The organism is Thiomicrospira pelophila DSM 1534 (assembly GCF_000711195.1).
Classification (GTDB): Bacteria; Pseudomonadota; Gammaproteobacteria; order Thiomicrospirales; family Thiomicrospiraceae; genus Thiomicrospira; species Thiomicrospira pelophila.
The window spans coordinates 145,398-170,329 of sequence record NZ_JOMR01000001.1 but is presented as its reverse complement, the minus strand read 5'-3'; the positions used below and the strand labels follow the sequence as shown (position 1 = coordinate 170,329).

The window sequence follows — 24,932 nt, the reverse complement described above, 5'->3', positions numbered from 1 at the left end:
AAGCCTTAGATCACAAGCCAACAACTTGACTAACAAGATGTGTACAACTGTGGGTAAGTTTGATGTTTTTATAAAGTTCAAATGTTATCCACAATTCGCACACACCTCATACAAACAAAACAACCCTGGTTCTTAGACAGGTTAATAACAATGCAAGTTGTTGTTTCATAAGTTTAAATTTAAGTTATACGTTTTATAGATCTGCACAATAAAAACAAAAAAAAGAAAGAAAGAAAAAATTAAATACTTTATAGGGATAACTTTATGACACTTAATGAGCTTAAATATATCGTCGCAGTAGCAAAAGAACGCCATTTTCGTAAAGCATCCGAAATCTGCTTTGTTAGCCAACCAACTTTAAGTATTGCCATTAAAAAATTTGAAGAAGAACTCGGTATAACCATTTTTGAGCGCCATAAGTCAGAAATAATTATCACGCCGATAGGCGAAGAAGTTATTAGACTTGCTGAAGACATCTTACATAAAAGCTATCTAATTAAACAAATAGCAAAAGAAGAGCAAGGTGATCACAGTGGAGAATTAAAAGTTGGTGCCATTTATACAATCGCACCCTATTTATTACCTAAATTGATACCAGAATTTCATCAACTAGCACCAAAAATTCCATTTATTCTAGAAGAAAATTACACTGTTAACTTAATTGATAAACTAAAAAATGGTGACTTAGATGTAGTAATCCTTTCGTTACCTTTTAATGACCCTCATATCGAAACATTGGAACTTTATGAAGAGCCTTTTGTAGTCGCATTACCTAACGATCACCAGCTAACTAATAAATCTAAACTTACTTTAGCGGACATTGAAAAGGAAACTCTGTTACTACTTGGTGCAGGTCACTGTTTTCGAGATCAAGTAGTCGATGCCTTTCCAAACTTAAACAACTTGAACCTACAACACACTCAATTACAACGTACCTTAGAAGGCAGTTCATTAGAGACTATACGTTTTATGGTTGCTTCAGGAGCCGGTATTACTATTTTACCTTGTAGCTCACTTAACACTCATGATGCCGACTTATTTACCGTTAAAGAAATCGAATCAACTCTATTATCTCGAACGGTAGCGTTAGCTTGGCGAAAGAGTTTTCCGCGTAAACAACTACTCAACACTTTAAAAATCGCGCTAAACAATATTCGGATTCCTTGTACAATACAGAAACACTAATTGTACGAATTATTATGAAATCCATTAAATACATGCTAATAGCATTTTTATGCTTATTATTCTCTTCTAGAACGTCAGCTCAAATGAATGCTGAAGATCCATATGAATCCTTTAACCGCTCTATGTTTGAATTAAACATAGAGTTTCATGATTTAGTCGGCAAGCCGATAGGTAAATCTTATAAAAAATACGTTCCTCAACCCGCTAGAACTGGCATACATAATTTTTTTATTAACTTAAAAATGCCATTAAACATGACTAACAATTTGCTTCAAGGGGAAGTAGAACAAGCTTTAGGCGATTTTATGCGCTTTACCATTAACACGGTTTTTGGCTTGGGAGGTTTACTAGATATTGCAACACCAGCTGGTTTGCCTTATCAAAAAGAAGACTTTGGTCAAACTATGTATAAATGGGGACTATGGAAAGAATCCTCGTTTGTCGTATTGCCAGTTGTGGGTGGTTACACTTTCCGTGAATTGGTTGGGTCTGGTGTTGATGGCGGTTATAACCCGACCTACAACTATATTATTCAAACTGATATGCAAGGCCGAACCAAAATTTTAGTTGCCGATCAATTTGATAATTACGTCCAAGTTATGGATTTGATTGAAACGGTTAAGGATTCATATGATCCGTATATTTTTTATCGTGAAAGTTATTTACAATATCGCAATAACCTAATTTATGATGGCAACCCACCTAAGCCTGATCTGGATGATTTTGATTTCAATTAATCTATGACCTTTAACCAAACCGATACCATAGCTTCAATTGCAACTCCACCTGGCCGTGGTGGAGTTGGTATTGTGCGTGTATCAGGACCTCTTGTTGCTGATATTACAAAAAAGATGCTGGGTTCTCTACCTTCCATTAGAAAAGCCCATTACGGTGCATTCTATGGCTCTGAAAATCAAATACTTGATCAAGGAATAGCACTTTATTTTCAAGCACCGCATTCATTTACAGGCGAAGATGTTTTAGAACTCCAAGCTCATGGTGGACCCATTATTTTGCAATGGATCCTAACTCGAGTAATTGAATTAGGTGCACGCCTAGCTCAACCGGGTGAGTTTTCTAAACAGGCATTTTTAAACGACAAGTTAGATTTAGCTCAAGCCGAAGCCATAGCCGATATTATTGAAGCTTCTTCTGACCAGGCTGCACGTAGCGCTTTAAAGTCTTTACAAGGCAATTTTTCGTATCAGATTGATGAAATGGTTGAGGCTTTAATTCAATTACGGTTATATGTAGAAGCCGCGATAGATTTTCCAGAAGAAGAAATTGATTTTTTATCTGATGGCCATGTAGCGGGTCAAATCGAGCATTTGTTACAACGTTTAATTGCGATTCAAAAATCAGCACAACAAGGGGTATTGTTACGAGAAGGCATGTCAGTCGTAATATTAGGGCGACCAAATGCTGGAAAATCGAGTTTACTGAATGCATTATCCGGTCGTGAAAGCGCAATTGTGACGGATATAGCTGGTACAACGCGTGATGTTTTAAAAGAAGAAATTCATATTGATGGTATGCCCTTGCATGTTTTAGACACAGCCGGCTTAAGGGATTCGACCGATCAAGTTGAAAAAATTGGTATTGAACGCGCGTGGAAAGCGCTTGAAAATGCAGATCGTGTTTTAGTTGTATTACAGGCTGGTGAAACGATTCATCCAGAAGATCAAGCTATTTTGGATAAATTGCCACCTAACTTGGCGGTTAGTTTAATTCGTAATAAAATTGATTTGGTTGAAGCACAACCAGGCCTGGTGGAAACCGACGATCACACTGAAATTTGGTTATCGGCTAAACATAAAACCGGTTTAGATCTACTAACGTCACATTTAAAAGAAGTTATGGGTTTCCAGCAAACCTCAGAAGGTGTGTTTATGGCGCGAAAGCGTCATTTAGATGCGATTCAGCTAGCGTTAGATTCGGTTCACAATGCGCAACATCAGCTTGAACATTTTGCAGCCGGTGAGTTGGTGGCCGAGGATTTAAGATTAGCCCAAAATGCCTTGTCTGAAATCACGGGTCGTTTCAGTTCAGATGATTTATTGGGTCGAATATTTAGTTCCTTTTGTATCGGCAAATAATCACAAAATACTAACTTTGAAAAGACTTAAGAAGGTGCGTTTGCAAATAGTAAGCCACCCCGTCTTCGGCATTAGATTTAGTTTGTGCGGCACTCGGTAATTGGGCTTTTAAATCCGGGTGAGCATTTTGCATAATGATTGGATAACCTACTAACTTCAACATATCCACATCGTTTAAGCCATCACCAAATGCCATCACATCAGACGCTTTAATGTTTTTTTGAATCAACACTTTTTCTAGTGCTTGACCTTTCGATACCCCTTTATTCATGACTTCTAAATAATTTTCAGTTGTAAAAGTAATATAAAGTTGGTCAGCCAATTTTTTCATTAGTTGCTGTTGAAGTGGTTTCAATTTTTGATGAGGCGCATTAAAGTAAAATTTATCAATATGCTGACAATCTATATCATCAAAGTTGGTAATTTGGTATTCAAATCCAGAGCTATGATGAATATTGAGCAAGGGTTCGTTAGGTTCTTCCACCAACCATAAATCTTGTTGGTAAAGATTTCGATGGACTTCATATCCAGAAGATAAACTCAAAATTTGGTGCACTAAGTATTCTGGAATATGGTTTTCATAAACAAGTTTAGCTTGTTCGTTATGAACTCTTGCCCCATTTGAAGTAATTAAGCAGCTTGGAATTTGTAATTGTTGAGCTAATAAATACACATCTTGATAATGTCGACCAGTGGCCAACATGATTTCAATACCTTGTTGATATAACTGTTGTAAGGTGTGTATCGAAATTTGAGAAATAGTGTGCTCAGGATTTAATAACGTACCGTCTAAATCAATTACAACCAGTTTTATCATGTTGATGACTCGAGATTATAGTGGCCGCCACTTTATCAAAAATTCGTGTTTTTTCCTATCTTTAACTATTTGATTAAATTCCATTAAGCTATTAAATACGGGGATTGTTGATTCCTTTTGCAAAGGGTTTTTGTTAAGGTTATAAACATCAAAAATCTGGAGAACCCTTATGCGTTCAATAAAATTCACTTGGCCTTCCACCGTATTAATACCGGTATTTATCCCAGCGGTAGTCGTTATTTTTTTAATGATTGTTGGTACGCTGAGTAATCCTGAATTTGCTGGCCAAGTTTTTTCCCAAACCTTATCCTATATCACCGATAGTTTTGGTTGGTTTTACATGTTATCGGTGGCTATTTTCTTAGTTTTTATTGTTTCAATAGCCTTCACCAGTTGGGGAAGTATTAAACTCGGTCCAGATCATGCGGTACCGGAATACAGTTTTACGTCTTGGTTTGCGATGTTATTTTCGGCCGGATACGGTATTGCGCTGTTATTCTTTGGTGTCGCAGAACCGGTTTTACATTATGCGTCACCGCCAGAAGGTGCGGCCGAAACAGTAGATGCGGCCAAACAAGCCATGCAAATCGCGTTTTTCCATTGGGGTTTTCATATTTGGGCGATTTACGGTTTAGTAGGATTAACTCTCGCGTATTTTGCATTTCGTCATGGTTTGCCTTTATCCATGCGATCAACCCTTTACCCATTAATTGGTGAAAAAATTCACGGTCCAATGGGGCATACCGTTGATACTTTTGCCATATTAGGTACCACCTTTGGTATAGCCACAACCTTGGGTTTATCGGTTTCCCAAATTAACGCAGGTATGAATTATCTTTGGCCAAGTATTCCGGTTGGTATCACCACTCAGGTCATTACGATTGCGGTGATTACCGGTTTAGCTATTATTTCGGTGGTAGCTGGGATGGATAAAGGCATTAAACGTTTGTCATTAATCAATATCGCTATTGCCATCGCGATTATGGCATTTGTGTTTATTGTTGGCCCAACCATTTTTATTCTTGAAACCTTTCTAGAAAACACCGGCAGTTACTTGAGTGGCATTGTTGAGCGTACGTTTAGTTTGCAAGCTTATACATCCAGTGATTGGATTGGCAACTGGACGTTATTTATTTTTGGTTGGACGATTGCGTGGGCCCCGTTTGTCGGCTTGTTTATTGCCAAAATTAGCCGAGGCCGTACCATTCGCCAGTTTGTATTAGGCGTGATGTTGGTGCCAACCATTTTTACGTTTTTATGGTTCTCTGTATTTGGCGACACGGCCTTACATTTGATTATGGTTGAAGGTTATACAAGTTTAATTGACCAAGTTCAGGCCGATCATGCGATAGCCCTTTTTCAATTATTTGAATTATTGCCTTATAGCAGTATTGTTTCATTCTTGGCTGTATTTTTAATTATTACGTTTTTTATAACCTCAGCCGATTCAGGCGCTTTAGTTATTGACTCATTAGCCTCAGGTGGCGCACTTAATACGCCAGTTTGGCAACGTGTTTTCTGGGCGGCCTTATTGGGCGTGGTGGCATCGGTGCTTTTAATAGCCGGTGGTTTAAGCGCCTTACAAACGGCTTCGATCGTGAGTGCCTTACCCTTTGCGGTGATTATGTTAATCGCCGCCTTTGGTATGTGGCGTGCGCTGAATATCGAAACCCATCGAGATATTAGTTTACAAAATGCGATGCAAGGTGGGCGTGCTCACCAATCAACCAAAGTTTGGAAGCAACGTTTAGCCAGTTTGGTGGATTTTCCAAGCCGCCAACAAGTAGAAGATTTTATTATGATGACAGTTCTACCCAGCATGAGACAGGTCGAAAAAGAGTTGAAATCACAAGACTGGCCAGCTCAAGTGTTTGTTGATGAAGATCAATGTCGGGTTAGAATTGAAGTATTTAAAGCCGAGCAAATTGAGTTTATTTATGAAATTCGATTACGTAACTATACTTTGCCAGGTTATGCCTATCCTGAAATTAATCGAGCTGATGAAGCGGAGGAAACCCATTATTACCGAGCGGAAGTTTTTCTACGTCGTGGCAGCCAATCATATGATGTATATGGTTATGAACAAGCTGATTTGATTTCTGATATTTTGGATCATTTTGAGCGTTATTTACAATTCTTACACACCTCTTCAGGTATTTTGCCATGGAATAATCAGCATTTAGAAGAGGATGATTTGCCACCAAACTTGTTAAGTGAAGCAACAAAAGACAAGCAAAAATAGTCCAATTTATTTGATTCAAAAATAAGCTTGTTAAGTAAAAAATAGTTTGCTTAACAGGCTATTTTTTTGTCTAACTCTGAGTAGAATAAGCCATCCGAATTTGATCGGATTTTACGTTGGGCCACTCTATTAAACGGTATTTATTTGGAGTCTAATGTATGGATAGTTTTAATCCATGCTTGTCTTGTGGTGTGTGTTGCAGTCATTTTCGTGTATCTTTTTATTGGGCAGAAGCGGATCCGTTTTTAGGCGGAAGCGTGCCAGTTGAGTTGACGGAAAACATCAACCCGCATTATATTTGTATGCAGGGTACCAACTGTAAAACCCCGCGTTGCGTAGCTTTAAGCGGTGAAGTTGGGGTTGAGGTATCCTGCTCTATCTATGATAAGCGCCCATCAGCTTGCCGTGATTTTCCTTTGTGGTTAGAGGATGGTTCTATTAATCCAGAGTGTCAACGTATCCGTGCTTTGCATGGTTTAGAGCCAGTTGATCCGCCGCATAACCCCACCCATACACCGCCTAATTTTCCACAGGTGGCTTGATTTACAAGAGGTCAAACATGTTTGATAAACGGCTTTTAGAGCAAATTAGTGAGGCACGTTTACGTATTAAGCAGGGCGATGTGATTGCTTATCCAACAGAGGCGGTTTATGGGTTGGGTTGTGATCCGTTAAATCAAAAAGCGGTTGAGCATTTGTTAGCTTTAAAACAAAGACCTCAATCAAAAGGTTTGATCTTGATTGCGGCCGAAGTTAAAGCCTTAGACCAATTTTGTAAACTGCAGCACCAGGCCTGGTCTCAAAAGATTTTAGATTCGTGGAAACAAGCCGATCAAGCGATAACTTGGGTTATACCCAAAACAGATATTTGTCCGAGCTGGATTAGTGGTATTCATACGAGTGTTGCCGTTAGATTAAGCCATCACCCAATTGTTCAGGCGTTGTGTGGTGATACTGTGCTGGTCTCCACCTCAGCGAACCCGGCGACCTTGCCACCGGCGAAAAATTGTCAACAAGTGATGGATTATTTTAATCATCACGTTTGGTGTTTAGAGGCGGCGTTAGGCGGCCTAGAGAATCCGTCTCAAATTTGGGATGCGCAAACTGATCAACGGCTTCGTTAATCGGTTTAATGTGTAATTTTATTTAGCTCGAATTTTATAGCGTTTATTGATCCGATGCACCATATAGAGCCCTAATAAACCCAATCCTAACAGCATTAACGACGGTATCGCCGCGCGTTCATACAAACCTTCTGAACTTAATTCATATACGCGTATCGCTAAGGTATCCCAACCATACGGGCGTAATAAATAGGTGGCGGGCAATTCTTTCATTACATCTACGGCTACCATAAATCCAGCCACCACCAGGCCTGGTTTTAGTAGTGGAAAATATACATGTGAAACTAAACGAGATGTATTGGCACCTAAACTGCGGGCGGCTTCGGTCATAGAAGGCGTAATACTATCAAAACTGCTTTCAACCGGCCCATAAGCGACCGCTAAAAATCGCACCATATAAGCCAATAACAAAGCAAAAATACCACTACTCAGCCAGATTCCCTGACCAGGTGAAACAAACTCACCAATATCAATAATCAATAACATGATGCCCACGGCCAAAACAGAACCAGGTAAGGCATAACCTAAGTTAGCAAACCTAATACCGGTTTTTAATGGCCAAGATAAATGAGTTTGCTGACGTACACTGTTTACAATCACAGCAAGCCCAACCGTTAATAAGGCCGCTCCAACCGCTAATACAAAGCTATTGCTTATCCAGTCTAAATAACGTGCATCCCACTCTAGGTTTAAGCTAGCTAGAGACCAGAATAACAATTGCAATACTGGCAAAATAAAGGCGAATAAAACTACCGAGCCTACCAAACTTGTCACCAACCAGGCCTGGTGACCTTTCAGTTTATAAGGCCGTAAAGTCATGCGTTTATTGGAATCGTATCTCGCTCGACCACGACTCCAACGTTCGATAAAAATCAGCAAAACCGCAATACCGAGTAATAAAGTCGATAGCTGAGCCGCGGCTTGCAAAGATCGAAAATTTTCCCACACGCTGAATATGCCACTGGTTAGAGTGGAATAATTAAAAATCGCGACGGTTCCAAAATCGGCTAGGGTTTCCATTAAGGCCAACATTACACCTGCGGCAATGGCAGGTCGCGCCATAGGCACAGAGATTCGCCAAAAAATGCCAAAACCTGACATTCCTAATAAACGTGCACTTTCAACCAAGGTATTATTTTGGCTATAAAAGGCATTACGCGCCAGCATATAAACATAGGGATAAAGCACGAGTGACATCACGATCATGATGCTGAGTTTGCCGTCTCGAATATCCAATCCGCTCCAGCCAAACAATTCACGCAAGTAAGTTTGCACCGGCCCGGGAAAGTCGAACAAACCTAAATACACAAAACCCAGCACATAGGCTGGGATGGCAAAGGGTAAAAACAACATCCATTCCAATATCTTTCGACCCGGAAATTCACACATAGTGACAAACCAAGCCAAACTGACACCAAGCAAAGTCACGCCAATGCCTACACCCAACAATAACCATAAGGTATTGGTGATCATGTCCCATAAAAGGGTGTCGGATAGGTGTTGCCAAATGGCTGAACTGGGTTCAAACCATGCGCTTAATATGCGAAGAAGTGGCAGGCTGATCAAGATGATCAACCCCCACAAAGCAATGTGCCAAAGGGTTTTAGAATTCATGCGCTTATTTTAGTGCGAAACCCGAAGCAAGTTGTGTCTGTCGCACACTTTTTTACTCATAATTTACGCGATTAATAAGCATAGTAGCGGCTTGTTGTAATTCACCTAGGCGTTTTAGATTAATTTCGTCTTGTTTAAACACACCCCAAGACTCAACTTGTGGATCCACTGTTACATTCGGATTAGCCGGATATTCACGGTTGAGAGCGCCAAAAATTTGCTGCGCCGGTTTTTCTGATAACCATTCGATGAGTTTCAGTGCGTTTTCGGTATTGTTCGCATGCTTTAATAAGCCTGCACCTGAAACGTTGATATGGGTACCGGTGGTTGTTTGGTTAGCCCAACCTAAGCGTAATGGTGTATCTGGGTTTTCAGCCTGCAGACGACCATAGTAATAAGTATTTACCAAACCAATATCGCATTGACCAGCCAAAATGGCGTCCATAACATGCGAGTCTTTTGACTGGGGTTTCGCCGCTAAATTATTTACCCAACCGGTTATAATTTGGGTGGTTTTTTCTTCACCATGATGCTCGATTAATGACGCGACTAACGATTTGTTATATACCGAATTAGAGGTGCGTAAACATAAGCGACCCTGCCATTTGGGATCCGCTAGGTCTTCATAACTTACTACCTGGTCGGCAGAAACGCGATCTTGATGGTAAACCAAAGTACGCGCTCTAACCGATAAACCCGTCCAGAGTTGCTCAGGATCTCGTAAATGCACTGGAATATTACGTTCAATAATTTCACTGTTCATTGGTTGAAATAAACCTTGATCAGCGGCATACCAGAGGTTACCCACATCGGTTGTCATTAAAATATCGGCAGGGGTATTGCTTGACTCGGCCTTTAAGCGTTCCACCAAAGCGTTTGCTTTACCAGTTTGAAATTGCACTTCAATCCCAGTTTGCTTTGTGAATTCATCAAACAGTGGTTTGATTAAATGTTCAGCACGCGCGCTATAAACGACGACTTTTGCGTTATCTGCTTGGGCTTGATCTGTTTCTTGGTCTTGTGAACATCCCATCATTAGTAAGCTGCTGCTTGCTAAAATTGCTGCGATTATTTTTTTCATGATTAGACCTCATGTTGATTAGGTTTTTGTAAAAGAGAATTATTAATATTTACATTTCAAAAAAAACGCCGAAGTGGGCGTTTTAGTTTTTTAGCCTACCGTTTTAGGCGGCGTTAGTATGTTGCCATTCAGCGTTTCCCAACAAACAGCTTTCAAGCGTGCCATAACGATCGCACATCAACTCTGCTTCACGGAAAGTATGTGTGACAAGGATGGCTGAGGTATTTTGTTGTTTAAGAAGCTGACGAATTTCAATCGCTAAATGTTCACTTAAAGTGGTATCCAGGTTTGAGAAGGGTTCATCAAACAAGATTAAACTTGGACGCGGCGCTAAAGCGCGTGCTAAGGCAACGCGTTGTTGTTGGCCGCCAGATAACTCATGTGGATAACGTTGTTCTAATCCTTGTAGTTGGATGAGTTCAATGAGTTCAGCCACGCGGGTTTTACGTTCAGCTTTCGGCATTTTGTTTAGACCAAAGGCAATATTTTCTTCGACGGTTAAATGTGGAAACAGCGCATTGTCTTGAAATACCATACCTACTCCGCGTTTTTCTGGCGGGATCGTGCATTGGCAACTAGCTAAACAATCGTTATTTAGACAAATTTCACCTTTTGCGATTTCTACAAACCCCGCGATGGCACGCAGCAAAGTGCTTTTTCCGCACCCGCTTGGACCAAGGATACCCACAATTTCACCGGCACTAATATCCAGATTAAACTGGTCTAGTACCGGTGTTTGATTGTAAACAACTTGTATGTCGCTGATCTTTAACATGTCGCTGCCATTTGCTGATTGAATTCTTAAGTGCAAATGTAAGCTAAATGATATTAATTTGCAATAGCAATTAGAATTAAAACTCTTTTAACAATCAAAAATTCGGTGAGATCAATTTTTGTTCGTACTGGATTTTTGGCTAGGATATAAGTCTACTAATGGTGAGCTTGGGTGACGTTGTTCTTGTGTGGTTAAGCCATTCAATTCATGTAATAAAGCTTGTCGGTCAAAATCTAATTTTGAAGCTTGCGGATGATATAGCTGGGTTTGCAAGCGCTGCATAAGTTCATAAAGTCGGGGCTGCTTTTGTTGCAGTTCGCTCCAGTGATTAATTTGATAATGGATTTTAAGCCAATGTTTGAGTGCTAAATCCAGCTGAGCATCCGATAGTTGACTCAGTTGCGCAATGTTAGCGTCATCCAGTTGAATTAAATTTCCTTCATGCTGGCTTGACTCTGTTTTAGGACTTAATTTATTTACGCGACCTCGTTTAAATAATACTCCCAGTGTGATCAGCCATAAAATGGCGAATAAACCGCTGATTAATGGCCAAAATAATGAGTTTGTATGGTCATGCACTACCGGGTTGTTATAAGTAGGATTGGTTAAACCTAATGCTTGATCTACCGCTGGGTTATCGTCTACCTTGAAAGGTTTTGGGTCTAAGCGCGCGATTTCTAATTGGTCGGTTTGGGTGTTCCACCAGGGTATTTCTATTGAATCGAAACGAATCTCTCCGGGTTTGAGCAGAACCATCATAAAGTCCTGCATTTTATGACTGCTCAAACCGCCAGCTTCAATGTGGTCATTTTGACTCACCGGATCGCTATATAGTCGGTACTCTTGGGTTTCTTTCCATTCCAGGCTGGGTAGTTGGCTGGCTTTTAGACCGCGTGCTTGCAGCGTAATGCGCCGACCTAAGGTTTCGCCTGTTTTTAATGTATCGGGTTGTGTCCATTCGTCTGTAAGTTGTAATGATTTGGCGGGCAACCAATTGGTGTTAGCTGGAAAATCAGCTGGAATGGGTTTGACATTAAGTTGTATGGCTTCTGAACTTTGTTCAATTTGGCGTAATTGGCGCTGATGCAATAAGGTGCCATCAAAATGTTGGGTTGGAATGCTTATGTCACCACTTGACTGTGGATAAAGCGCATAAACCCATTCATAAACTCGATAAGTACGACTGTCTAGCTGACGTTCAAAACTGCGTTGGTTTTGTAGGCGCTCGACCATAAACCCATCAAACTCTGGCGAATCAATATTACCGCGCACTAACGAACCTAAGTGGTAATAACGCAGCGTATAGAGTACTTCACTTTGTACGTAAGGGTTGGTGTTATCGACTTGAGCCTCTAAAAAACTAACTTGATAGTCGCTTTGTTTTTTAGAGGCGGGTGACACACGAATTTGAATCGGCTGGGTATTGAGCCCTTCGACTTCAAAAGACGGTATTTTAAGCTCGCCAATGCGTTTGGCTAAAATTTGCACATCCCAATTAGTTACAGCACTGAACTGACCGTTTACGATTTGTAATTGATTGGAAGCTTGCGAACCTAATACTTCAAAGTCTTTTTTGAGCGGCTCTAAGTCTGGCCCGCGACTGGTGGTTTGAAAATTGGCGCTAATATTCAGTTGAATAATATCGCCCTGTTCAATTAGATTGTGATCTACACTGGCTTGCAGAGTTTTATCCGCCCATACCAGGCCTGGTATGAGGTTTAAAACCAACAATATAAAAACTAAGGGGCGAAGTTGTTTGGAATTTACCATATTTTACGCTCGTTTTGCTGGGGGTCATCCGGGGGATTTTGTTGATATTGATAGTCAAATTTACGTCTTAAAAACAATCCCGGTTCATCTTGTATTTGATTCAACCAGGCCTTATCGGCTTGTTCTCGTTCGCGTTGATTAGCTTGTTGAGAAGATTCATCCTTATCTGAGTTTTTTAAGCCCTGCTTAGAGCCAGTCAGCTCTTTTGAGTTTGCTTCAGGTTCGGTTGGTTCTGGCTGAGTGGTTTCGCTGGTTTCATTTAAGCTTTGTTCGGTGCTAGCATCTGATTCTTGTTCACTGGCCGATGCATTTTGTTGTTGTGTTTGAGTTTCGTCAGGGTTCGATTGATTCTGCTCAGAGTTTGGATTGGTTTGGTCTGATTCCTTGTTATTCTGTGTTGAATTGGTTTCTGATTGAGTAGAATCGGCTTTATCAGATTGTTGTTTATTTTGATCAGTACCGCCGTCTTCCGACGGGTTTTGTTGTGCTTGCTGTTTGAGGAGATTTTCAACAATTTCTAAATTGCGTTGCGCCTGTTTAAAGTTGGGTTTTTTTTCCAATGCTTGTTGATAGGCTTGTTTGGCGGCTTCCAGTTCGCCCGACTTCGCTAAGGCATTGCCTAGATTATAGCGACCGTTTGCCGTTTCTACTTTGTTAAAGGCTTCGGCGGCTTCGGCGTATTTCGCTTGACGATATAACGCGCTACCTCTCCATGCCGGATCAGCAAACTCGCGTTCGGCTGCGATATAATTTTGATTCAACCAGGCCTGGTAGCCGCGTTGATCGCCAGTTAAATAAACCTCACGCCACCGATCTGAAAGTTTAATTTCGGGTTGGTTGGCTTCGTTTTCAGGTTTATTGAGACTTGGGTTTTGCGTTTCACCAAAACTCGGCGGAGATACGACCAGGCCTGGTACCAGTGTGATAAAAGCAATGGATAAAACCCAGCCACGTCGAGCCGATAAAGCGGCCAAAACCAAAATTAAGACGATCAAATATACACCATAATCTAATGCCTGGCTGAGCTGTTTTGCGTCCTCTTCCTCACGCTTTTCTTCCGCTAAATAGGTCGGTGTTAAGCTGTCTAAATCTTGGTTGTTAAGTTGTAACCGAACCAGTTTCGCATTGGCTTGTTGGCTAAAGTTTTGTAAATCAGCTAAGGGCAGTGGCGCTTGAACTAAACGGTCTTGTAAGTCTTTTAATAAACCATATTCGGGTATTTTTACGGCCCCCCCGGTTTGACTACCAACCGCTAATATACTTAAGCTGAGGTTGTTTTGTTTAATTAGTTCTTTAAGTGTATCCGTTTGTCTTGGTTCTATATCATCGGTTATCCAAATAATATGACCTTGATTTATTTGCGCACTTTCTAACAACTCATTTGCAAGCCTAAAACCGGCGATCGCGTCGGATCCATAGGCCGGCATGATCAGTGGATTGAGGTGCGGCAACAGATTTAATAAGGTGGCATTGTCATCCGATATAGGCGAAATAATGTGGGCAGAGCCTGAATAGGCGACAAGACCGGTGCGTAAACCTGGGTTTTCTTTTAGCAAGTCGGTTAACTTAAATTGCACTCGTGTCAGTCGGTTAGGTTCTAAATCATCAGCATACATCGACAACGACAAATCTAAAACGATCACGCTGCCGCTGTTGGTCTTTTGAGCGGGCAGTTGCACACTGTTCCAACTTGGGCCACTTAATGCAAGGATGGCACTCAGCCAAATAATAGCTAATCCCACCAAAGCCCAGTTTGATCCAGCAGTTTTGATGTTTTTTTCCGCCAGTAAATAAGGATGAAACGCTGGATCAATCCAGTTTTTCCAGTCGGATTGTTGAGTTTGATTGCGTTTTACTCGCCACCATAAATAGGCTGCAGGCAATAAAGCTAATAACCAATAAGGTCTTAAAAACACCAGTTCGTTCATGTCACGTCTCCACTATGCAGGTGTTTTTTTGTGCGTGTTCGTTGCCAAGCTAAATAGAAACTCAGCATTAAAGCCAAACCGAGTGGCCAAATATAGAGTTCGGTCCGTGCGCGGTATTGATTGAGCGTGAAGTGGCTGGATTCAATTTCATTAATACGCTGATAGATGCGTGCAAGTTGATCAGTTTGACTCGCCATAAAAGCTTCACCACCGGTTAATTCGGCGATAGTTTGTAAGGTTTGAGTATCAATATCTCGATTGCCATTTTGGTTGCCAACTTGGCCAAATGCAATGGTATGAATCACCAGGCCAGCTTCGGCCGCTTTTTGGGCGGCGACAATTGGATCAACCGCACCCGCATTATTTGACCCGTCGGTTAATAACACCAACACGGCTTTTTGATTATTAGCCTGTTTTAGATGTTTTATCGCCAAACCAATCGAGTCGCCTAACGCGGTATTGTTGCCGGCCATACTGATGGCGGTTTCGCTCAATAATCGGCGGATTGCATTTAAATCATAGGTTAGTGGGCTTACCATAAAGGCTTGTGTGCCAAATACAATTAAGCCGATTCGGTCGCCTTGGCGTTGAGCAATAAATTCATCCACCACACTTTTTAATGCAGTGAGACGATCAACCTCACGTCCCTGCACTATCATATCGGGCTTTTCCATGCTGCCGGATAAATCCACCGATAACATCATATCGCGCCCGCTGGATTCAAATGGTGTAGGGGTTAAAAACCAAACAGGTCGCATCGCGGCGAGTATCACTAATAACCAAATGATCAGCCATAACAAACTAAATCGAGCCGAACCCGCCGTCAGGATTAAGTCGGTTTTATTGGGTATTTGATTTAAGCGTGATAATAAATGCGGCGCAATTAAGGGTTTCTGTGGTTGGCTGGCGGGTTTTAATAAACGCACTACAAACCACGGCAATAACACCAGTACCCCAAGCCACGGCCAAATAAAATGGAAGTTGTCTAACTGAGCAAGTAATGTATTCATGCTGTTTTGACCTGGTTAATCATAAATGATGCCGCTCAATCCAACGTTTTGCGTAACGCTGGATTTGTTTTTTGTCTTTGTTAGTTAAAGCGGGCAAGTCTGTTCGATAACGTTGGTTGATTTTTTCAAAGGCTTTGGGGATTTTGATAAATTGAGCTTTGGATTTTAAAAAGTCCAACCAGGCCTGGTGGTCTAAATGCGCGCAGGTTTGTCGACCATAGGTGGTGATCGCGACTTGTTTGAGCAAACGGTTAATCTCAATTAAAAAGGCTTGATCGTCCGTTTGATCAATTTGATTTAAATGTTGACGGGCTATTCGACGATATAAACGCTGTTTGTGGCGTAAACGAAAATACCAAATTAACGCCACAATTAAACCCATTAACGAAATCAAACTTATCCAAACACTGATTGCCAGTGGCCACCAACCAACGGCGGGCGGAATAATAATATCTTCTAACTGTTGTAAGGCTTCTGAATTCATGGTCGAAGTAACTTATTTCTAACTAAGGTTTCAATCGTCGATTGGCTGGGATCAATACTGATTAAAGGTATTTTAAGCGCTTGTAAACGTTGTTTTAATGACCACCAGGCCTGGTGATATTGATTTGTATAGGCTTGGCCAACCACAGGATTCTGACTGTCAATATTTATACTACGTTCACCATCCGTAACCGATAAATGGCTGATGGCCGGTAATTGTTTATCAAGTTCATCTTCGATATGCAAAAAATCTATCGTGTTGTGGCGTGCTATCGTTTTCAAAGTTTTGAAGGCGTCTTCATCTAAATTAAAGCCATCGCCAATTAAAATTAACCGACTCGCTGGATGAATAAGCGGCTGCACCTGTTTTAGTGTTTGTGACCAGGCCTGGTGGTTGGTTATACCCGGCTTATTGAGCTGCTGGTTTTGTAGCAAGGCCTGATGAAACAATTGTTGCAATACTTTGTGTTGTCGCTTAGGTTCTACCCAGCTGCTTGGCTTTAAACCCATTACTAAGCCACCGACACGATCAGCTTGATTTAAGCTTGCCCAGCTTAAAATCGCTAAACAATCCAAAGCCAATACCGATTTAAAGCAGCGCTGGCTACCAAAAAAAAGCGTCGGGCTTTGTTCTACTATAAATACAATTGGACGCTCGTGTTCTTCACTAAAGAGTTTGGTGTGCGTTTTTTGGGTACGGGCGGTTACGCGCCAATCTATATGACGTACATCGTCTCCAGCTTGGTAAGGCCGTACTTCGTTAAAATCCATTCCACGGCCTTTTCGCAGTGTACGATTTGAGCCGCCGACTTGCGCCATTATGTTTTGTTGGTGCCCTAGCTTTAAATGTTTCACGTGAAACCGCCAAGCGTTTAAGCGCGTTAAATCACTATAAACGGCAGGCGACTCATTCATACCAAGGTTACCCAGTTTAGAATGTCATTGACGAGGTCGTCGACACTTTTGCCCATCGCCTCGGCTTCGAAACTTAAAAGTAAACGATGACGAAACACATCATGAACTACCGCCTGTACATTATCCGGGCTAACAAAGTCTTGCCCTTGTAACCAAGCGTGTGCTCGTGCACCGCGTGACAACGCCAGTGTTGCACGCGGGCTAACGCCATATGCAATTTGTTGAGCTAATTCGTTACTATAGTTTTGTGGCTGGCGGGTCGCCATTACTAATTCAACGATATAAGTTTTGACCGCATCGGCCATGTGTATGTTGAGAATCTCATCCCGTGCGCTAAACAAGGTGATTTGATTAATTTCGTTGGGCAAGGCTTGGCTAAGATCGCGGGCTTCGTTTTCAACTAGGTCTAAAATAAGACGCTCGCTTTCGCGGTCAGGATAGTCGATATTGACGTGTAACATAAAACGGTCTAATTGCGCTTCTGGTAACGGATAAGTGCCCTCCTGCTCAATTGGATTTTGGGTCGCCATAACCATAAACAGCTTTTCCATAGATATAGAGTGTTTGCCAACACTCACCTGACCTTCACCCATGGCTTCCAATAAAGCCGATTGGACTTTGGCTGATGCACGGTTGATTTCATCTGCCAGAATTAAATTATGGAAAATGGGTCCGGCTTGAAATTCGAAGCTTGCGGTCTCTGGCCGGTAAATTTCAGTACCGGTAATATCGGCAGGTAATAAGTCTGGGGTAAATTGAATCCGATGAAATCGGCCTTCGAGTTGTTGCGCTAAGGTTTTAATGGCTTTAGTTTTCGCCAGGCCTGGCGGACCTTCCACCAATAAATGACCATCCGATAATAGCGCAATTAACATGCGCTCAATTAAATGCGGTTGCCCCACAATGATTTGGTTTAACGCGTTTTGTAATGTTTGAAATTCGGTGACTAGGCTCATCGTGATCCTCTCAACATAATGAGTTCATCATTATGGCAAACTGATGGCTAAATGCAATCCGTTTGAGTTTGCTTTTGACTAATAGTTAGGCACATAAAAGTTATGCATGGGTGTGGGGTATTTGTTAAACGGGCTGAATAACGTATATACCAAATCATGGAAAAGCCATTTCAATGGTAAAACTTGGTGTTTGATCCTGCACAAGCCTAAGTAAGTCATTAAACCCGGCGATTTGATGCTTGTTTGTCAAACACCAGGCCTGATTATGTAGGTTTGTTAGCTAACATAACCGCTCGTAAAGGCGCTGGGTAGCCTTCGATAGTTTTGCTGGGGTCGTTGGGATCTAGGAAATCTTTGAGTGAGTTCCATTGCATCCAGTCGGTGGCGCGCTGTTCGTCGGTTGAGGTTTGGTCTAGGTCAACACAGCGCACATTTTCGAAACCGCAACGGTTTAGCCAATGAGCCAGCTCTTTGACGGAGGGCAAAAACCAGACGTTGCGCATTTGGGCGTAACGATCATCTGGTAATAAGATTTGGCCGCGCTCTTCTGGGATCACCAGGGTTTCTAATACCAACTCACCCCCTTTTTTTAACTGACGTTTGAGTTCGTCAATGTGGTCAATAGGTGAACGGCGGTGATAAAGCACGCCCATTGAGAATACGGTATCAAACTCGCCACCAAATTTGGATTCCGGTAAAACTTCTAGTGGCAAAGGTAGAAAGTAGGTGGAGGTTTCGCCGATAAATTGACGCATGGCTAAAAACTGCACCATAAATAATAAGCTTGGGTCGATGCCGATGACCAGCTTGGCGCCTTCGCCCGTCATTCGCCACAGATGATAACCGCTGCCACAGCCAACATCTAAAATTCGACGATCTTTTAAAGGCGCGAGATGCGGGAGCACGCGATCCCATTTCCAGTCGGAACGCCATTCTGTATCTAAGTATAAGCCTTCAATTTCAAACGGGCCCTTGCGCCAAGGCATGAGTGCGCGCAAGGCGGTTTCGAGTTGTTGGCGTTGCGACTCGCTAAAGTCGGTGGACTGAGCCAGAATTGCGGAGCGATTAAGTTCTACTCGTTCTGATGGATTGAATTTTTGGATTGTTTCTAATGCGGCTATCCAGCGTGGTAAGTTGCCATTGCCTTCTGGGTGGAGGGCTTCTTCGATAAGTGGGTCGAGTGCCGCTTTCCAAAATTCTAAACGGGTGTTTTCGAGTTGGGGCCAAAGACTATCAAGATGTTGTTTCACGTGGAACACTCATGCTGTAATGGTTATTTAATCGCTAAAAAGGAAGCGAAATTATACGCTTGTAACCAAATTGCGTTATGTTTAAAACCGACTTTTTTTAGACGGTCAATATTTTGTTCGGGTGTGTCACTGATGAGTACATTTTCTAGCGAGGCACGTTTTTGGCTAATTTCAAGCTCAGAGTAGCCATTTGCGCGTTTAAATTGTAGGTGTAGGTGCTCAATTGCGCTTTGTGTGATTGGGTCATCGAGGTGAATTTTTTCGGACAGAATCAATGCGCCTCCCGGGTTTAAGCCGTCGTAAATTTTTTGGATTAAAGCTTCACGTTGTTCGGGAGCAATAAATTGCAGGGTGAAGTTAAGCACCACTAGTGAGGCGTTTTGGATTTCAATATTCGCGATATCGTCGATTTGAAAATCGACTTTCACATCCGAATGAAAAGCGGCTAAATAGGTTTTGGCACGTTCAATCATGGCCGCTGAATTATCGACCGCAATAATTTGGCAGGGCGTGGTTTCTAACTTACGCCGTATTGTGAGCGTAACCGCGCCCAATGAACAACCCAAGTCATAAATGCGAGTATTGGGTTTCACCAACTGAGTGGTGAGTTCGCCAATGCCGGCGAGAATGGTTTGATAACCAGGCACCGAACGCTGAATCATATCAGGAAAAACCGATACCACAGATTCGTCAAATTGAAACGCGCCTAAAGCTTCGTAAGGCTGGGCGAACAGGGTGTCTTTATGGTTGTTTTGTTGATTCATTCTGGGGCTCACTCTAGTTTGAGCGCTCATTATAAAGTGCCCGGTAGTTTAGGTCTATCGGCCAGCGATTTGGACTGGTCTTTAATTCAGAGAGTTGGTTTTTTATTCATTTGCTGTTTTAAAGCTTGTGCCGCGAGCGCATAGCCTCCATCGGCACCATCAACGAAGTGCATATGGTCCACGCCCGTTTTGCTGATTAAACAGGTGACGATGGAGGCGTCACTTTGATGCACACCGTAATAAAGCTGGCCATGTTGGTATTGGCTCTCAAGCCAGTCAATAAGGTTTTGGCAATCGGCTTGGCTGGCACTTAAGACGGTTCGGTACATGTCGTCCAGCTTACGATAGTCGGAATTGGCGACAAAGTCGGTTTTATAGGTGCCCCATTTAGCGTCACCGTGTTTAATATTGTATCGCATGAATATCGCGCCAATTATATTCTCATAACGCAGCTTCCATAGAATCTTGAATTTTTGCCAAGCGCTTTTATGAAAGGCCTTTACATTAAGTTCTCCCATTAAGGTTTGGGCTTTAAAACCCAGCTGCATGCCTTCAGTGTTAATCGGATGATGTTGGTTTTCATCTCCGACACACTGACGGATTTTTGCTTTGAGTTGGCTGTAAAGTGCGAGCTGTTGATCTAGTTTTGGGTTACGAGGTTTGACGAGAAGGCTGAGTGTGACTTCTTTGGGACTGGGAATACGATTCCATCGGCATTCGAAGCCTGAGAAGTCAGCGGATTGTTCGACATCATTAATTGGCAGGATATATTGAGGATCTTGTTTGATTAGACGATCGACTTCGGCCAAGCCACCACCGATGAAAACCGCTTGCTCAAGACTGGCATTTTTTTGGAATCGGGCGACCAGCACTTTGGTTTTGTGCTGAATCGTGCTATAGGGCACACAGCCGATACGCAATGACAAATCAAAGCTATCGCGCGCTAGTTGAGCTGAACCGATTAAAGCGGCCTTAACTGATTCAAGCTGACTGGGTGGAACACAAAAACTACCGCCATCACCACCAAAAATATAGGGAATGCGTAAAGGTTTAACCGCATTGGTGATGGCCGCGACAGTCGCTCCGCCCACTGCATTGATCGCTCGATATTGTCCAGCTTGAATCGCTTGGGTGGAGTTGACGACATCGGTGACCACTAGCCACCAGTCACTGGGGATTTCTGTAAAATGATGCAGGTGCAAGATGTCTTCAAAATCCGTGATGACATTTAAATTTTGGTAAAAATGCTCGTTAGATGAATTCAGATCAGTTATTTTCATGGTTTATGTTGGCCAGTTTGAAAGTAGTCAATCGCCAAATCTACAAAGGCCCGTACTTTGGCGGATAAATGTAGCCGATGTGGATAAAGCAAATAGGCCGATTGAGCCGATTTTTCATACTCGGCCAGTACACGTACCAGCTGACCTTTTTGGAGTTCTTCGTCACACATAAAGCTGGGCAGGCGGCCAATACCCAGTCCATTCATGATCAGGGTTTTCTGCATTGGTAAATTGTTACATTCGACTAGGTTTTCGACATCCACATGGATGGTTTCGCGCTGTTCGTTATGATATTCCCAGGTCACCGGCACTTGGTTATACATATACTTAATTGCTAAGTGCGCTTTTAAATCGTGCGGGTGTTTGGGTTGGCCGTATTTAGCAAAGTAGTCTGGTGTTGCGACGGTGATAAATTCGAAGTCGAGCAGTTTACGGCTGATTAAGTTGGAGCTTTGCGGCTGTCCCATACGTACGCACAAATCAAACCCTTCTCCAATTACATCGACTAAGCGGCTGCTAAAATCGACTTGAAGTTTGACCTGTGGATACTGCAGTAAATATTGAGTGACAATCGGCTGCATATGAGATTGACCGAAACTGTTGGGTAAACTGATTTTCAGACGCCCGGTTGGGCTGTCTTGCAGCTGAGTAATGCTTTGTTCGGCTTCGTAAGCATCACTCACAATTTGTTTGGCTTTTTCGAAATACACTTGACCCACATCCGTTAAGCTTAAGCTACGTGTCGTTCGGTTGATGAGGCGCGCGGCGAGCCGCTTTTCCAGTTTGGTGATGGCTTTGCTTATGTGCGACACCGCATGACCCAGTTCGGTTGCCGCACCACTAAAACTGCCAGATTCGATAACCTGTACAAAAATAGTTAAGCCTTCTAGAGAATCTTTTCGATTAATCATGCCAGTTTGTACCTTTCTCTTATGGAAAAAGTAAATTCATAATTTGGATCTTATCAATCATACAAGAAAAAGTTAAACTTTGGCTGTCAATTAAACAAGGAGATTGAAATGTTACGTTTAAGACCATCTAAGGAACGCGGATATGCTGAGCATAGCTGGTTAAAATCCTATCACACGTTTTCATTTTCAAGCTACTTTGATCGTAATCAAATGAACTTTCGCAGTTTACGCGTAATGAACGAGGATTGGATTGATCCAAGCTCAGGTTTTCCGACCCATCCACACGATAATATGGAAATCATCACTTATGTGATTGAAGGTCGTGTGGCGCACAAAGACAGCATGGGCAATATGGAACAAATTCAACCGGGCGAGATTCAGTGTATGAGTGCGGGTACGGGCATAACGCACAGTGAGTTTAACCCATCGGATACCGATACCACGCATTTGTATCAGATTTGGTTAATGCCGGCGAAAAACAACATTAAGCCTACCTATCAGCAGATACGTTATGATCAGGCGGCACTAGGGGATTTGGTGCTTTTAGCTTCCCAAGACTCTAGAGATGGCGCGGTATTTATTAACCAAGATGTGGATTTATACCGAGCTGAAATGGAAGCGGGTCAAGAGGTGAAATTTGATATCCGTCCTGGTCGCGGTATTTGGATTCAGTTGGTGAAAGGCGAGCTAGATGTGAATGGTGAGTCGATGCAAACGGGTGATGGTTTAGCGGTAGAAGATGAACCAGGCCTGGTAATGACCACAGATTCGAAAGCCGAATTTTTATTATTTGATTTGTGTTAACTCAATATTTACGAAAGGAAAAATATGAAGTTTTTAGCGATAAGTGGCAGTGTACGTAAGGGTTCATTGAATACCTCATTATTACATGCGGCGGCTGAACTGGTGCCGGAAGGAGTAACAATGGATGTTCGCACATTGAACGGTATTGAGCTGCTTGATCCCAATACATTAGAAAGCGGTTTCCCGGATTTAATTAATAAACTGGCGCTTGAGGTTAAGCAGGCCGATGCCTTAGTTTTAGCTTCTCCAGAGTTTAATTATTCGGTGACCGCGGCGATGAAAAACGTGATTGATTGGTTGTCGATTCACCCAGAAAAACCACTAAAGAACAAGCCGACTGCAATGATGAGTGCCAGCCCTAGCGGCTTAGGTGGCGCGCGTGCACAATATCAGCTGCGTCAAATGTTGATTTATCCTGACGTAAAAGTTTTGGCCGTGCCAGAAGTGATGGTAGGCAATGCATTTGAGCGTTTTACTGCGCAAGGTGAGTTAACAGACGAAAATACTAAATCGTTAATTAAAGAACAAATGCAGACTTTAAAAGCTATGTGTGCCTAAGCTTTTTTAAGATTTAAGCGTTACTCTAGTTTTAACCCGCCCTTGAAAAGGCGGGTTTTTTTATGCTTATTTTTGAATCACCAGGCCTGGTAGTGGAAAATCGGTTAAAATCCAGCCACTTAAACCAAACTGGAAACTTTCTGTGGCATTTTGGCAAATCAAATCTGACTTTTCTCAAGCATTAAGTGCAAGTGATCATGAACATTCGGCGATTGATGGTTTGCGCGCGATCGCGATTTTAATGGTGATGGCGTTTCACTCGCTGTATATCGCTCATGTGGTCCTTTCAAAGCAGGCTTTTAGTGAGCTGGTGATTAATCTACCCTGGGGTTTAGGTTTAATCGTGAGTTTTGACAAGGCGGTGGATGGATTTTTTGTTATCTCAGGCTTTTTACTTGCGACTTCGCTATTAAAAGCGCAACAAAAAGGTCATCCTATCGACTTTTGGCGATTCTATCGCAAACGCTTGTTTCGAATTTTGCCGCTGTTTTTGATCGCGCTGGTGCTTTACGCTGCTGCGGCTTGGAAAGGCGATGTTTACAGCTTATTACTCAACTTGTTTTTTATGGAAAACAATTTTCCTGATGCAACCAAACTGATTCCGGTGGGTTGGTCGTTAGCGATTGAAATGCAGTTTTATTTAGTTTTGCCGATTATTTTGGCTTTATCGGGACGTTTTTTAGCACCGGTATTATTGAGCATATTAACGTTTGCGTTGGCCATTAAACTGGGGGTTATTTTTTCGGATACGAGACTGTATCAAGAGTCGATTATGGCTTATTTGACCCAACAAATAGATCCGGCGATTATTCTTGATCAGATTTATTATCCGACCTGGATGCGATTTGACCCGTTAATTATGGGTGTGTTGGCGGCTTATTTTTGGGTAAATCACCAGGCCTGGTTGCAGCAGCATCAAGCCAAGTTATTCCATATTGGTTGGATATTAGTGGCGCTCAGCATGCTGTTTCCAGATCATAAACAAATCGAGGTTTTGTACCCAACTTTAAACGGATTGGGTTTGGCGTATCATCGTAGCTTGTTTGCACTCGGTATCACCCTATTAATGTTGGCGATTCTGTTGCCTAAAGTACAAGGGATAAAGTTGGGCGTTAAGCGTTTCTTGAGTGCGCGCTTTTGGCGCTCTTGGAGTGAAATGGTATTTCCGCTGTATTTATTTCATTTTCCAATGTTAGCCATTGCGGCTGTCGTGGTATTTGGCACCACCGATGTAAATGCCATCAACGAAGTGCATTATTGGCAAATCGGTTTGATCTTTTTGTTGGGTTCGACTTTGACTTGGTTATTTAGTTTGCTACTGCATGTCTTTATTGAAAAACCCTTCCATCGACACGGCCGCGCCTAACGAA

The 24,932-nt window shown here is 42.2% G+C and carries 23 protein-coding genes; 9 read left to right on the top strand and 14 right to left on the bottom strand.

The window, feature by feature from the left end:
- Positions 1 to 264: 264 nt before the first annotated feature.
- Genes N746_RS0100825 through mnmE form a run of 3 tightly spaced genes read left to right on the top strand, consistent with a single transcriptional unit; the run spans position 265 to position 3,281 of the window.
- Positions 265 to 1,185 (top strand): hydrogen peroxide-inducible genes activator, encoded by a 921-nt coding sequence (locus N746_RS0100825; RefSeq protein ID WP_029933466.1) that lies wholly within the window; start codon positions 265 to 267, stop codon positions 1,183 to 1,185.
- Between the two features lie 14 nt (positions 1,186 to 1,199).
- Positions 1,200 to 1,922 (top strand): MlaA family lipoprotein, encoded by a 723-nt coding sequence (locus tag N746_RS0100820; protein ID WP_081835952.1) that lies wholly within the window; start codon positions 1,200 to 1,202, stop codon positions 1,920 to 1,922.
- Between the two features lie 3 nt (positions 1,923 to 1,925).
- Positions 1,926 to 3,281, top strand: coding sequence for a tRNA uridine-5-carboxymethylaminomethyl(34) synthesis GTPase MnmE (gene mnmE / locus N746_RS0100815; RefSeq protein WP_029933464.1), 1,356 nt, complete (start codon positions 1,926 to 1,928; stop codon positions 3,279 to 3,281).
- Between the two features lie 10 nt (positions 3,282 to 3,291).
- Here the strand turns inward: mnmE and N746_RS0100810 are convergent, their stop codons facing one another.
- Entirely contained in the window at positions 3,292 to 4,098 is an 807-nt protein-coding gene (locus tag N746_RS0100810; RefSeq protein WP_029933463.1) for a Cof-type HAD-IIB family hydrolase, read from the bottom strand.
- A gap of 169 nt (positions 4,099 to 4,267) precedes the next feature.
- Here N746_RS0100810 and N746_RS0100800 point away from each other — a divergent pair, with 169 nt between their 5' ends.
- The 3 genes from N746_RS0100800 (at position 4,268) to tsaC (ending at position 7,463) form a co-directional block, all read left to right on the top strand.
- Positions 4,268 to 6,340: a BCCT family transporter gene (locus N746_RS0100800; RefSeq protein WP_029933462.1), complete on the top strand. Its 2,073-nt coding sequence runs from the start codon at positions 4,268 to 4,270 to the stop codon at positions 6,338 to 6,340.
- A gap of 158 nt (positions 6,341 to 6,498) precedes the next feature.
- Complete coding sequence (locus tag N746_RS0100795) at positions 6,499 to 6,882, top strand: YkgJ family cysteine cluster protein (RefSeq protein ID WP_029933461.1); 384 nt, start codon at positions 6,499 to 6,501, stop codon at positions 6,880 to 6,882.
- Between the two features lie 17 nt (positions 6,883 to 6,899).
- Positions 6,900 to 7,463, top strand: coding sequence for an L-threonylcarbamoyladenylate synthase type 1 TsaC (gene tsaC / locus N746_RS0100790; protein WP_029933460.1), 564 nt, complete (start codon positions 6,900 to 6,902; stop codon positions 7,461 to 7,463).
- A gap of 18 nt (positions 7,464 to 7,481) precedes the next feature.
- Here the strand turns inward: tsaC and N746_RS0100785 are convergent, their stop codons facing one another.
- From N746_RS0100785 to N746_RS0100725, 13 genes are all read right to left on the bottom strand, one after another.
- Complete coding sequence (locus tag N746_RS0100785; RefSeq protein ID WP_029933459.1) at positions 7,482 to 9,077, bottom strand: ABC transporter permease; 1,596 nt, start codon at positions 9,075 to 9,077, stop codon at positions 7,482 to 7,484.
- A gap of 52 nt (positions 9,078 to 9,129) precedes the next feature.
- The gene (locus N746_RS0100780) at positions 9,130 to 10,158 is read right to left on the bottom strand and encodes an extracellular solute-binding protein (RefSeq protein ID WP_029933458.1); all 1,029 of its coding nucleotides are present in this window, start codon (positions 10,156 to 10,158) and stop codon (positions 9,130 to 9,132) included.
- Positions 10,159 to 10,261: 103 nt separating this feature from the next.
- Positions 10,262 to 10,933: an ABC transporter ATP-binding protein gene (locus tag N746_RS0100775; protein WP_051678429.1), complete on the bottom strand. Its 672-nt coding sequence runs from the start codon at positions 10,931 to 10,933 to the stop codon at positions 10,262 to 10,264.
- A gap of 111 nt (positions 10,934 to 11,044) precedes the next feature.
- Positions 11,045 to 12,703 carry a BatD family protein gene (locus N746_RS0100770; RefSeq protein ID WP_051678428.1) on the bottom strand — a complete coding sequence of 553 codons (1,659 nt, stop codon included), beginning with the start codon at positions 12,701 to 12,703 and terminating at the stop codon, positions 11,045 to 11,047.
- Complete coding sequence (locus N746_RS0100765) at positions 12,697 to 14,631, bottom strand: VWA domain-containing protein (protein ID WP_051678427.1); 1,935 nt, start codon at positions 14,629 to 14,631, stop codon at positions 12,697 to 12,699. The genes N746_RS0100770 and N746_RS0100765 overlap by 7 nt, the downstream gene beginning before the upstream one ends.
- A complete protein-coding gene (locus tag N746_RS0100760) occupies positions 14,628 to 15,641 on the bottom strand; it encodes a VWA domain-containing protein (RefSeq protein ID WP_038125801.1) in 1,014 nt (337 codons plus the stop codon). Before N746_RS0100760 ends, N746_RS0100765 begins: the two co-directional genes overlap by 4 nt.
- Before the next feature lie 19 nt (positions 15,642 to 15,660).
- Entirely contained in the window at positions 15,661 to 16,125 is a 465-nt protein-coding gene (locus N746_RS0100755; protein ID WP_029933453.1) for a DUF4381 domain-containing protein, read from the bottom strand.
- Positions 16,122 to 17,039 (bottom strand): DUF58 domain-containing protein, encoded by a 918-nt coding sequence (locus N746_RS0100750; protein ID WP_029933452.1) that lies wholly within the window; start codon positions 17,037 to 17,039, stop codon positions 16,122 to 16,124. The genes N746_RS0100755 and N746_RS0100750 overlap by 4 nt, the downstream gene beginning before the upstream one ends.
- Complete coding sequence (locus N746_RS0100745; protein WP_029933451.1) at positions 17,036 to 17,995, bottom strand: AAA family ATPase; 960 nt, start codon at positions 17,993 to 17,995, stop codon at positions 17,036 to 17,038. Before N746_RS0100745 ends, N746_RS0100750 begins: the two co-directional genes overlap by 4 nt.
- A gap of 263 nt (positions 17,996 to 18,258) precedes the next feature.
- A complete protein-coding gene (cmoB, locus tag N746_RS0100740) occupies positions 18,259 to 19,254 on the bottom strand; it encodes a tRNA 5-methoxyuridine(34)/uridine 5-oxyacetic acid(34) synthase CmoB (protein WP_029933450.1) in 996 nt (331 codons plus the stop codon).
- 14 nt (positions 19,255 to 19,268) lie between these two features.
- The gene (cmoA, locus tag N746_RS0100735) at positions 19,269 to 20,009 is read right to left on the bottom strand and encodes a carboxy-S-adenosyl-L-methionine synthase CmoA (RefSeq protein ID WP_029933449.1); all 741 of its coding nucleotides are present in this window, start codon (positions 20,007 to 20,009) and stop codon (positions 19,269 to 19,271) included.
- 86 nt (positions 20,010 to 20,095) lie between these two features.
- Entirely contained in the window at positions 20,096 to 21,289 is a 1,194-nt protein-coding gene (locus tag N746_RS0100730) for a DUF3095 domain-containing protein (RefSeq protein WP_051678425.1), read from the bottom strand.
- Positions 21,286 to 22,200 (bottom strand): LysR family transcriptional regulator, encoded by a 915-nt coding sequence (locus N746_RS0100725; protein WP_029933447.1) that lies wholly within the window; start codon positions 22,198 to 22,200, stop codon positions 21,286 to 21,288. The genes N746_RS0100730 and N746_RS0100725 overlap by 4 nt, the downstream gene beginning before the upstream one ends.
- A gap of 108 nt (positions 22,201 to 22,308) precedes the next feature.
- On the opposite strand from N746_RS0100725, the gene N746_RS0100720 reads away from it, so the two are divergent.
- From N746_RS0100720 to N746_RS0100710, 3 genes are all read left to right on the top strand, one after another.
- Positions 22,309 to 23,004, top strand: coding sequence for a pirin family protein (locus N746_RS0100720; protein ID WP_029933446.1), 696 nt, complete (start codon positions 22,309 to 22,311; stop codon positions 23,002 to 23,004).
- A gap of 24 nt (positions 23,005 to 23,028) precedes the next feature.
- Positions 23,029 to 23,562, top strand: coding sequence for an NADPH-dependent FMN reductase (locus tag N746_RS0100715; protein WP_029933445.1), 534 nt, complete (start codon positions 23,029 to 23,031; stop codon positions 23,560 to 23,562).
- A 142-nt stretch (positions 23,563 to 23,704) separates the two neighbouring features.
- A complete protein-coding gene (locus N746_RS0100710) occupies positions 23,705 to 24,928 on the top strand; it encodes an acyltransferase family protein (RefSeq protein WP_029933444.1) in 1,224 nt (407 codons plus the stop codon).
- The last annotated feature ends 4 nt before the right edge of the window (positions 24,929 to 24,932 follow it).

Bases quoted from the DNA above. Each gene is read 5' to 3' on its own strand.
- N746_RS0100825 (WP_029933466.1), top strand. From the start codon at position 265: ATGACACTTAATGAGCTTAAATATATCGTCGCAGTAGCAAAAGAACGC.
- N746_RS0100820 (WP_081835952.1), top strand. From the start codon at position 1,200: ATGAAATCCATTAAATACATGCTAATAGCATTTTTATGCTTATTATTC.
- mnmE (WP_029933464.1), top strand. From the start codon at position 1,926: ATGACCTTTAACCAAACCGATACCATAGCTTCAATTGCAACTCCACCT.
- N746_RS0100810 (WP_029933463.1), bottom strand. From the start codon at position 4,098: ATGATAAAACTGGTTGTAATTGATTTAGACGGTACGTTATTAAATCCT.
- N746_RS0100800 (WP_029933462.1), top strand. From the start codon at position 4,268: ATGCGTTCAATAAAATTCACTTGGCCTTCCACCGTATTAATACCGGTA.
- N746_RS0100795 (WP_029933461.1), top strand. From the start codon at position 6,499: ATGGATAGTTTTAATCCATGCTTGTCTTGTGGTGTGTGTTGCAGTCAT.
- tsaC (WP_029933460.1), top strand. From the start codon at position 6,900: ATGTTTGATAAACGGCTTTTAGAGCAAATTAGTGAGGCACGTTTACGT.
- N746_RS0100785 (WP_029933459.1), bottom strand. From the start codon at position 9,077: ATGAATTCTAAAACCCTTTGGCACATTGCTTTGTGGGGGTTGATCATC.
- N746_RS0100780 (WP_029933458.1), bottom strand. From the start codon at position 10,158: ATGAAAAAAATAATCGCAGCAATTTTAGCAAGCAGCAGCTTACTAATG.
- N746_RS0100775 (WP_051678429.1), bottom strand. From the start codon at position 10,933: ATGTTAAAGATCAGCGACATACAAGTTGTTTACAATCAAACACCGGTA.
- N746_RS0100770 (WP_051678428.1), bottom strand. From the start codon at position 12,703: ATGGTAAATTCCAAACAACTTCGCCCCTTAGTTTTTATATTGTTGGTT.
- N746_RS0100765 (WP_051678427.1), bottom strand. From the start codon at position 14,631: ATGAACGAACTGGTGTTTTTAAGACCTTATTGGTTATTAGCTTTATTG.
- N746_RS0100760 (WP_038125801.1), bottom strand. From the start codon at position 15,641: ATGAATACATTACTTGCTCAGTTAGACAACTTCCATTTTATTTGGCCG.
- N746_RS0100755 (WP_029933453.1), bottom strand. From the start codon at position 16,125: ATGAATTCAGAAGCCTTACAACAGTTAGAAGATATTATTATTCCGCCC.
- N746_RS0100750 (WP_029933452.1), bottom strand. From the start codon at position 17,039: ATGAATGAGTCGCCTGCCGTTTATAGTGATTTAACGCGCTTAAACGCT.
- N746_RS0100745 (WP_029933451.1), bottom strand. From the start codon at position 17,995: ATGAGCCTAGTCACCGAATTTCAAACATTACAAAACGCGTTAAACCAA.
- cmoA (WP_029933449.1), bottom strand. From the start codon at position 20,009: ATGAATCAACAAAACAACCATAAAGACACCCTGTTCGCCCAGCCTTAC.
- N746_RS0100730 (WP_051678425.1), bottom strand. From the start codon at position 21,289: ATGAAAATAACTGATCTGAATTCATCTAACGAGCATTTTTACCAAAAT.
- N746_RS0100725 (WP_029933447.1), bottom strand. From the start codon at position 22,200: ATGATTAATCGAAAAGATTCTCTAGAAGGCTTAACTATTTTTGTACAG.
- N746_RS0100720 (WP_029933446.1), top strand. From the start codon at position 22,309: ATGTTACGTTTAAGACCATCTAAGGAACGCGGATATGCTGAGCATAGC.
- N746_RS0100715 (WP_029933445.1), top strand. From the start codon at position 23,029: ATGAAGTTTTTAGCGATAAGTGGCAGTGTACGTAAGGGTTCATTGAAT.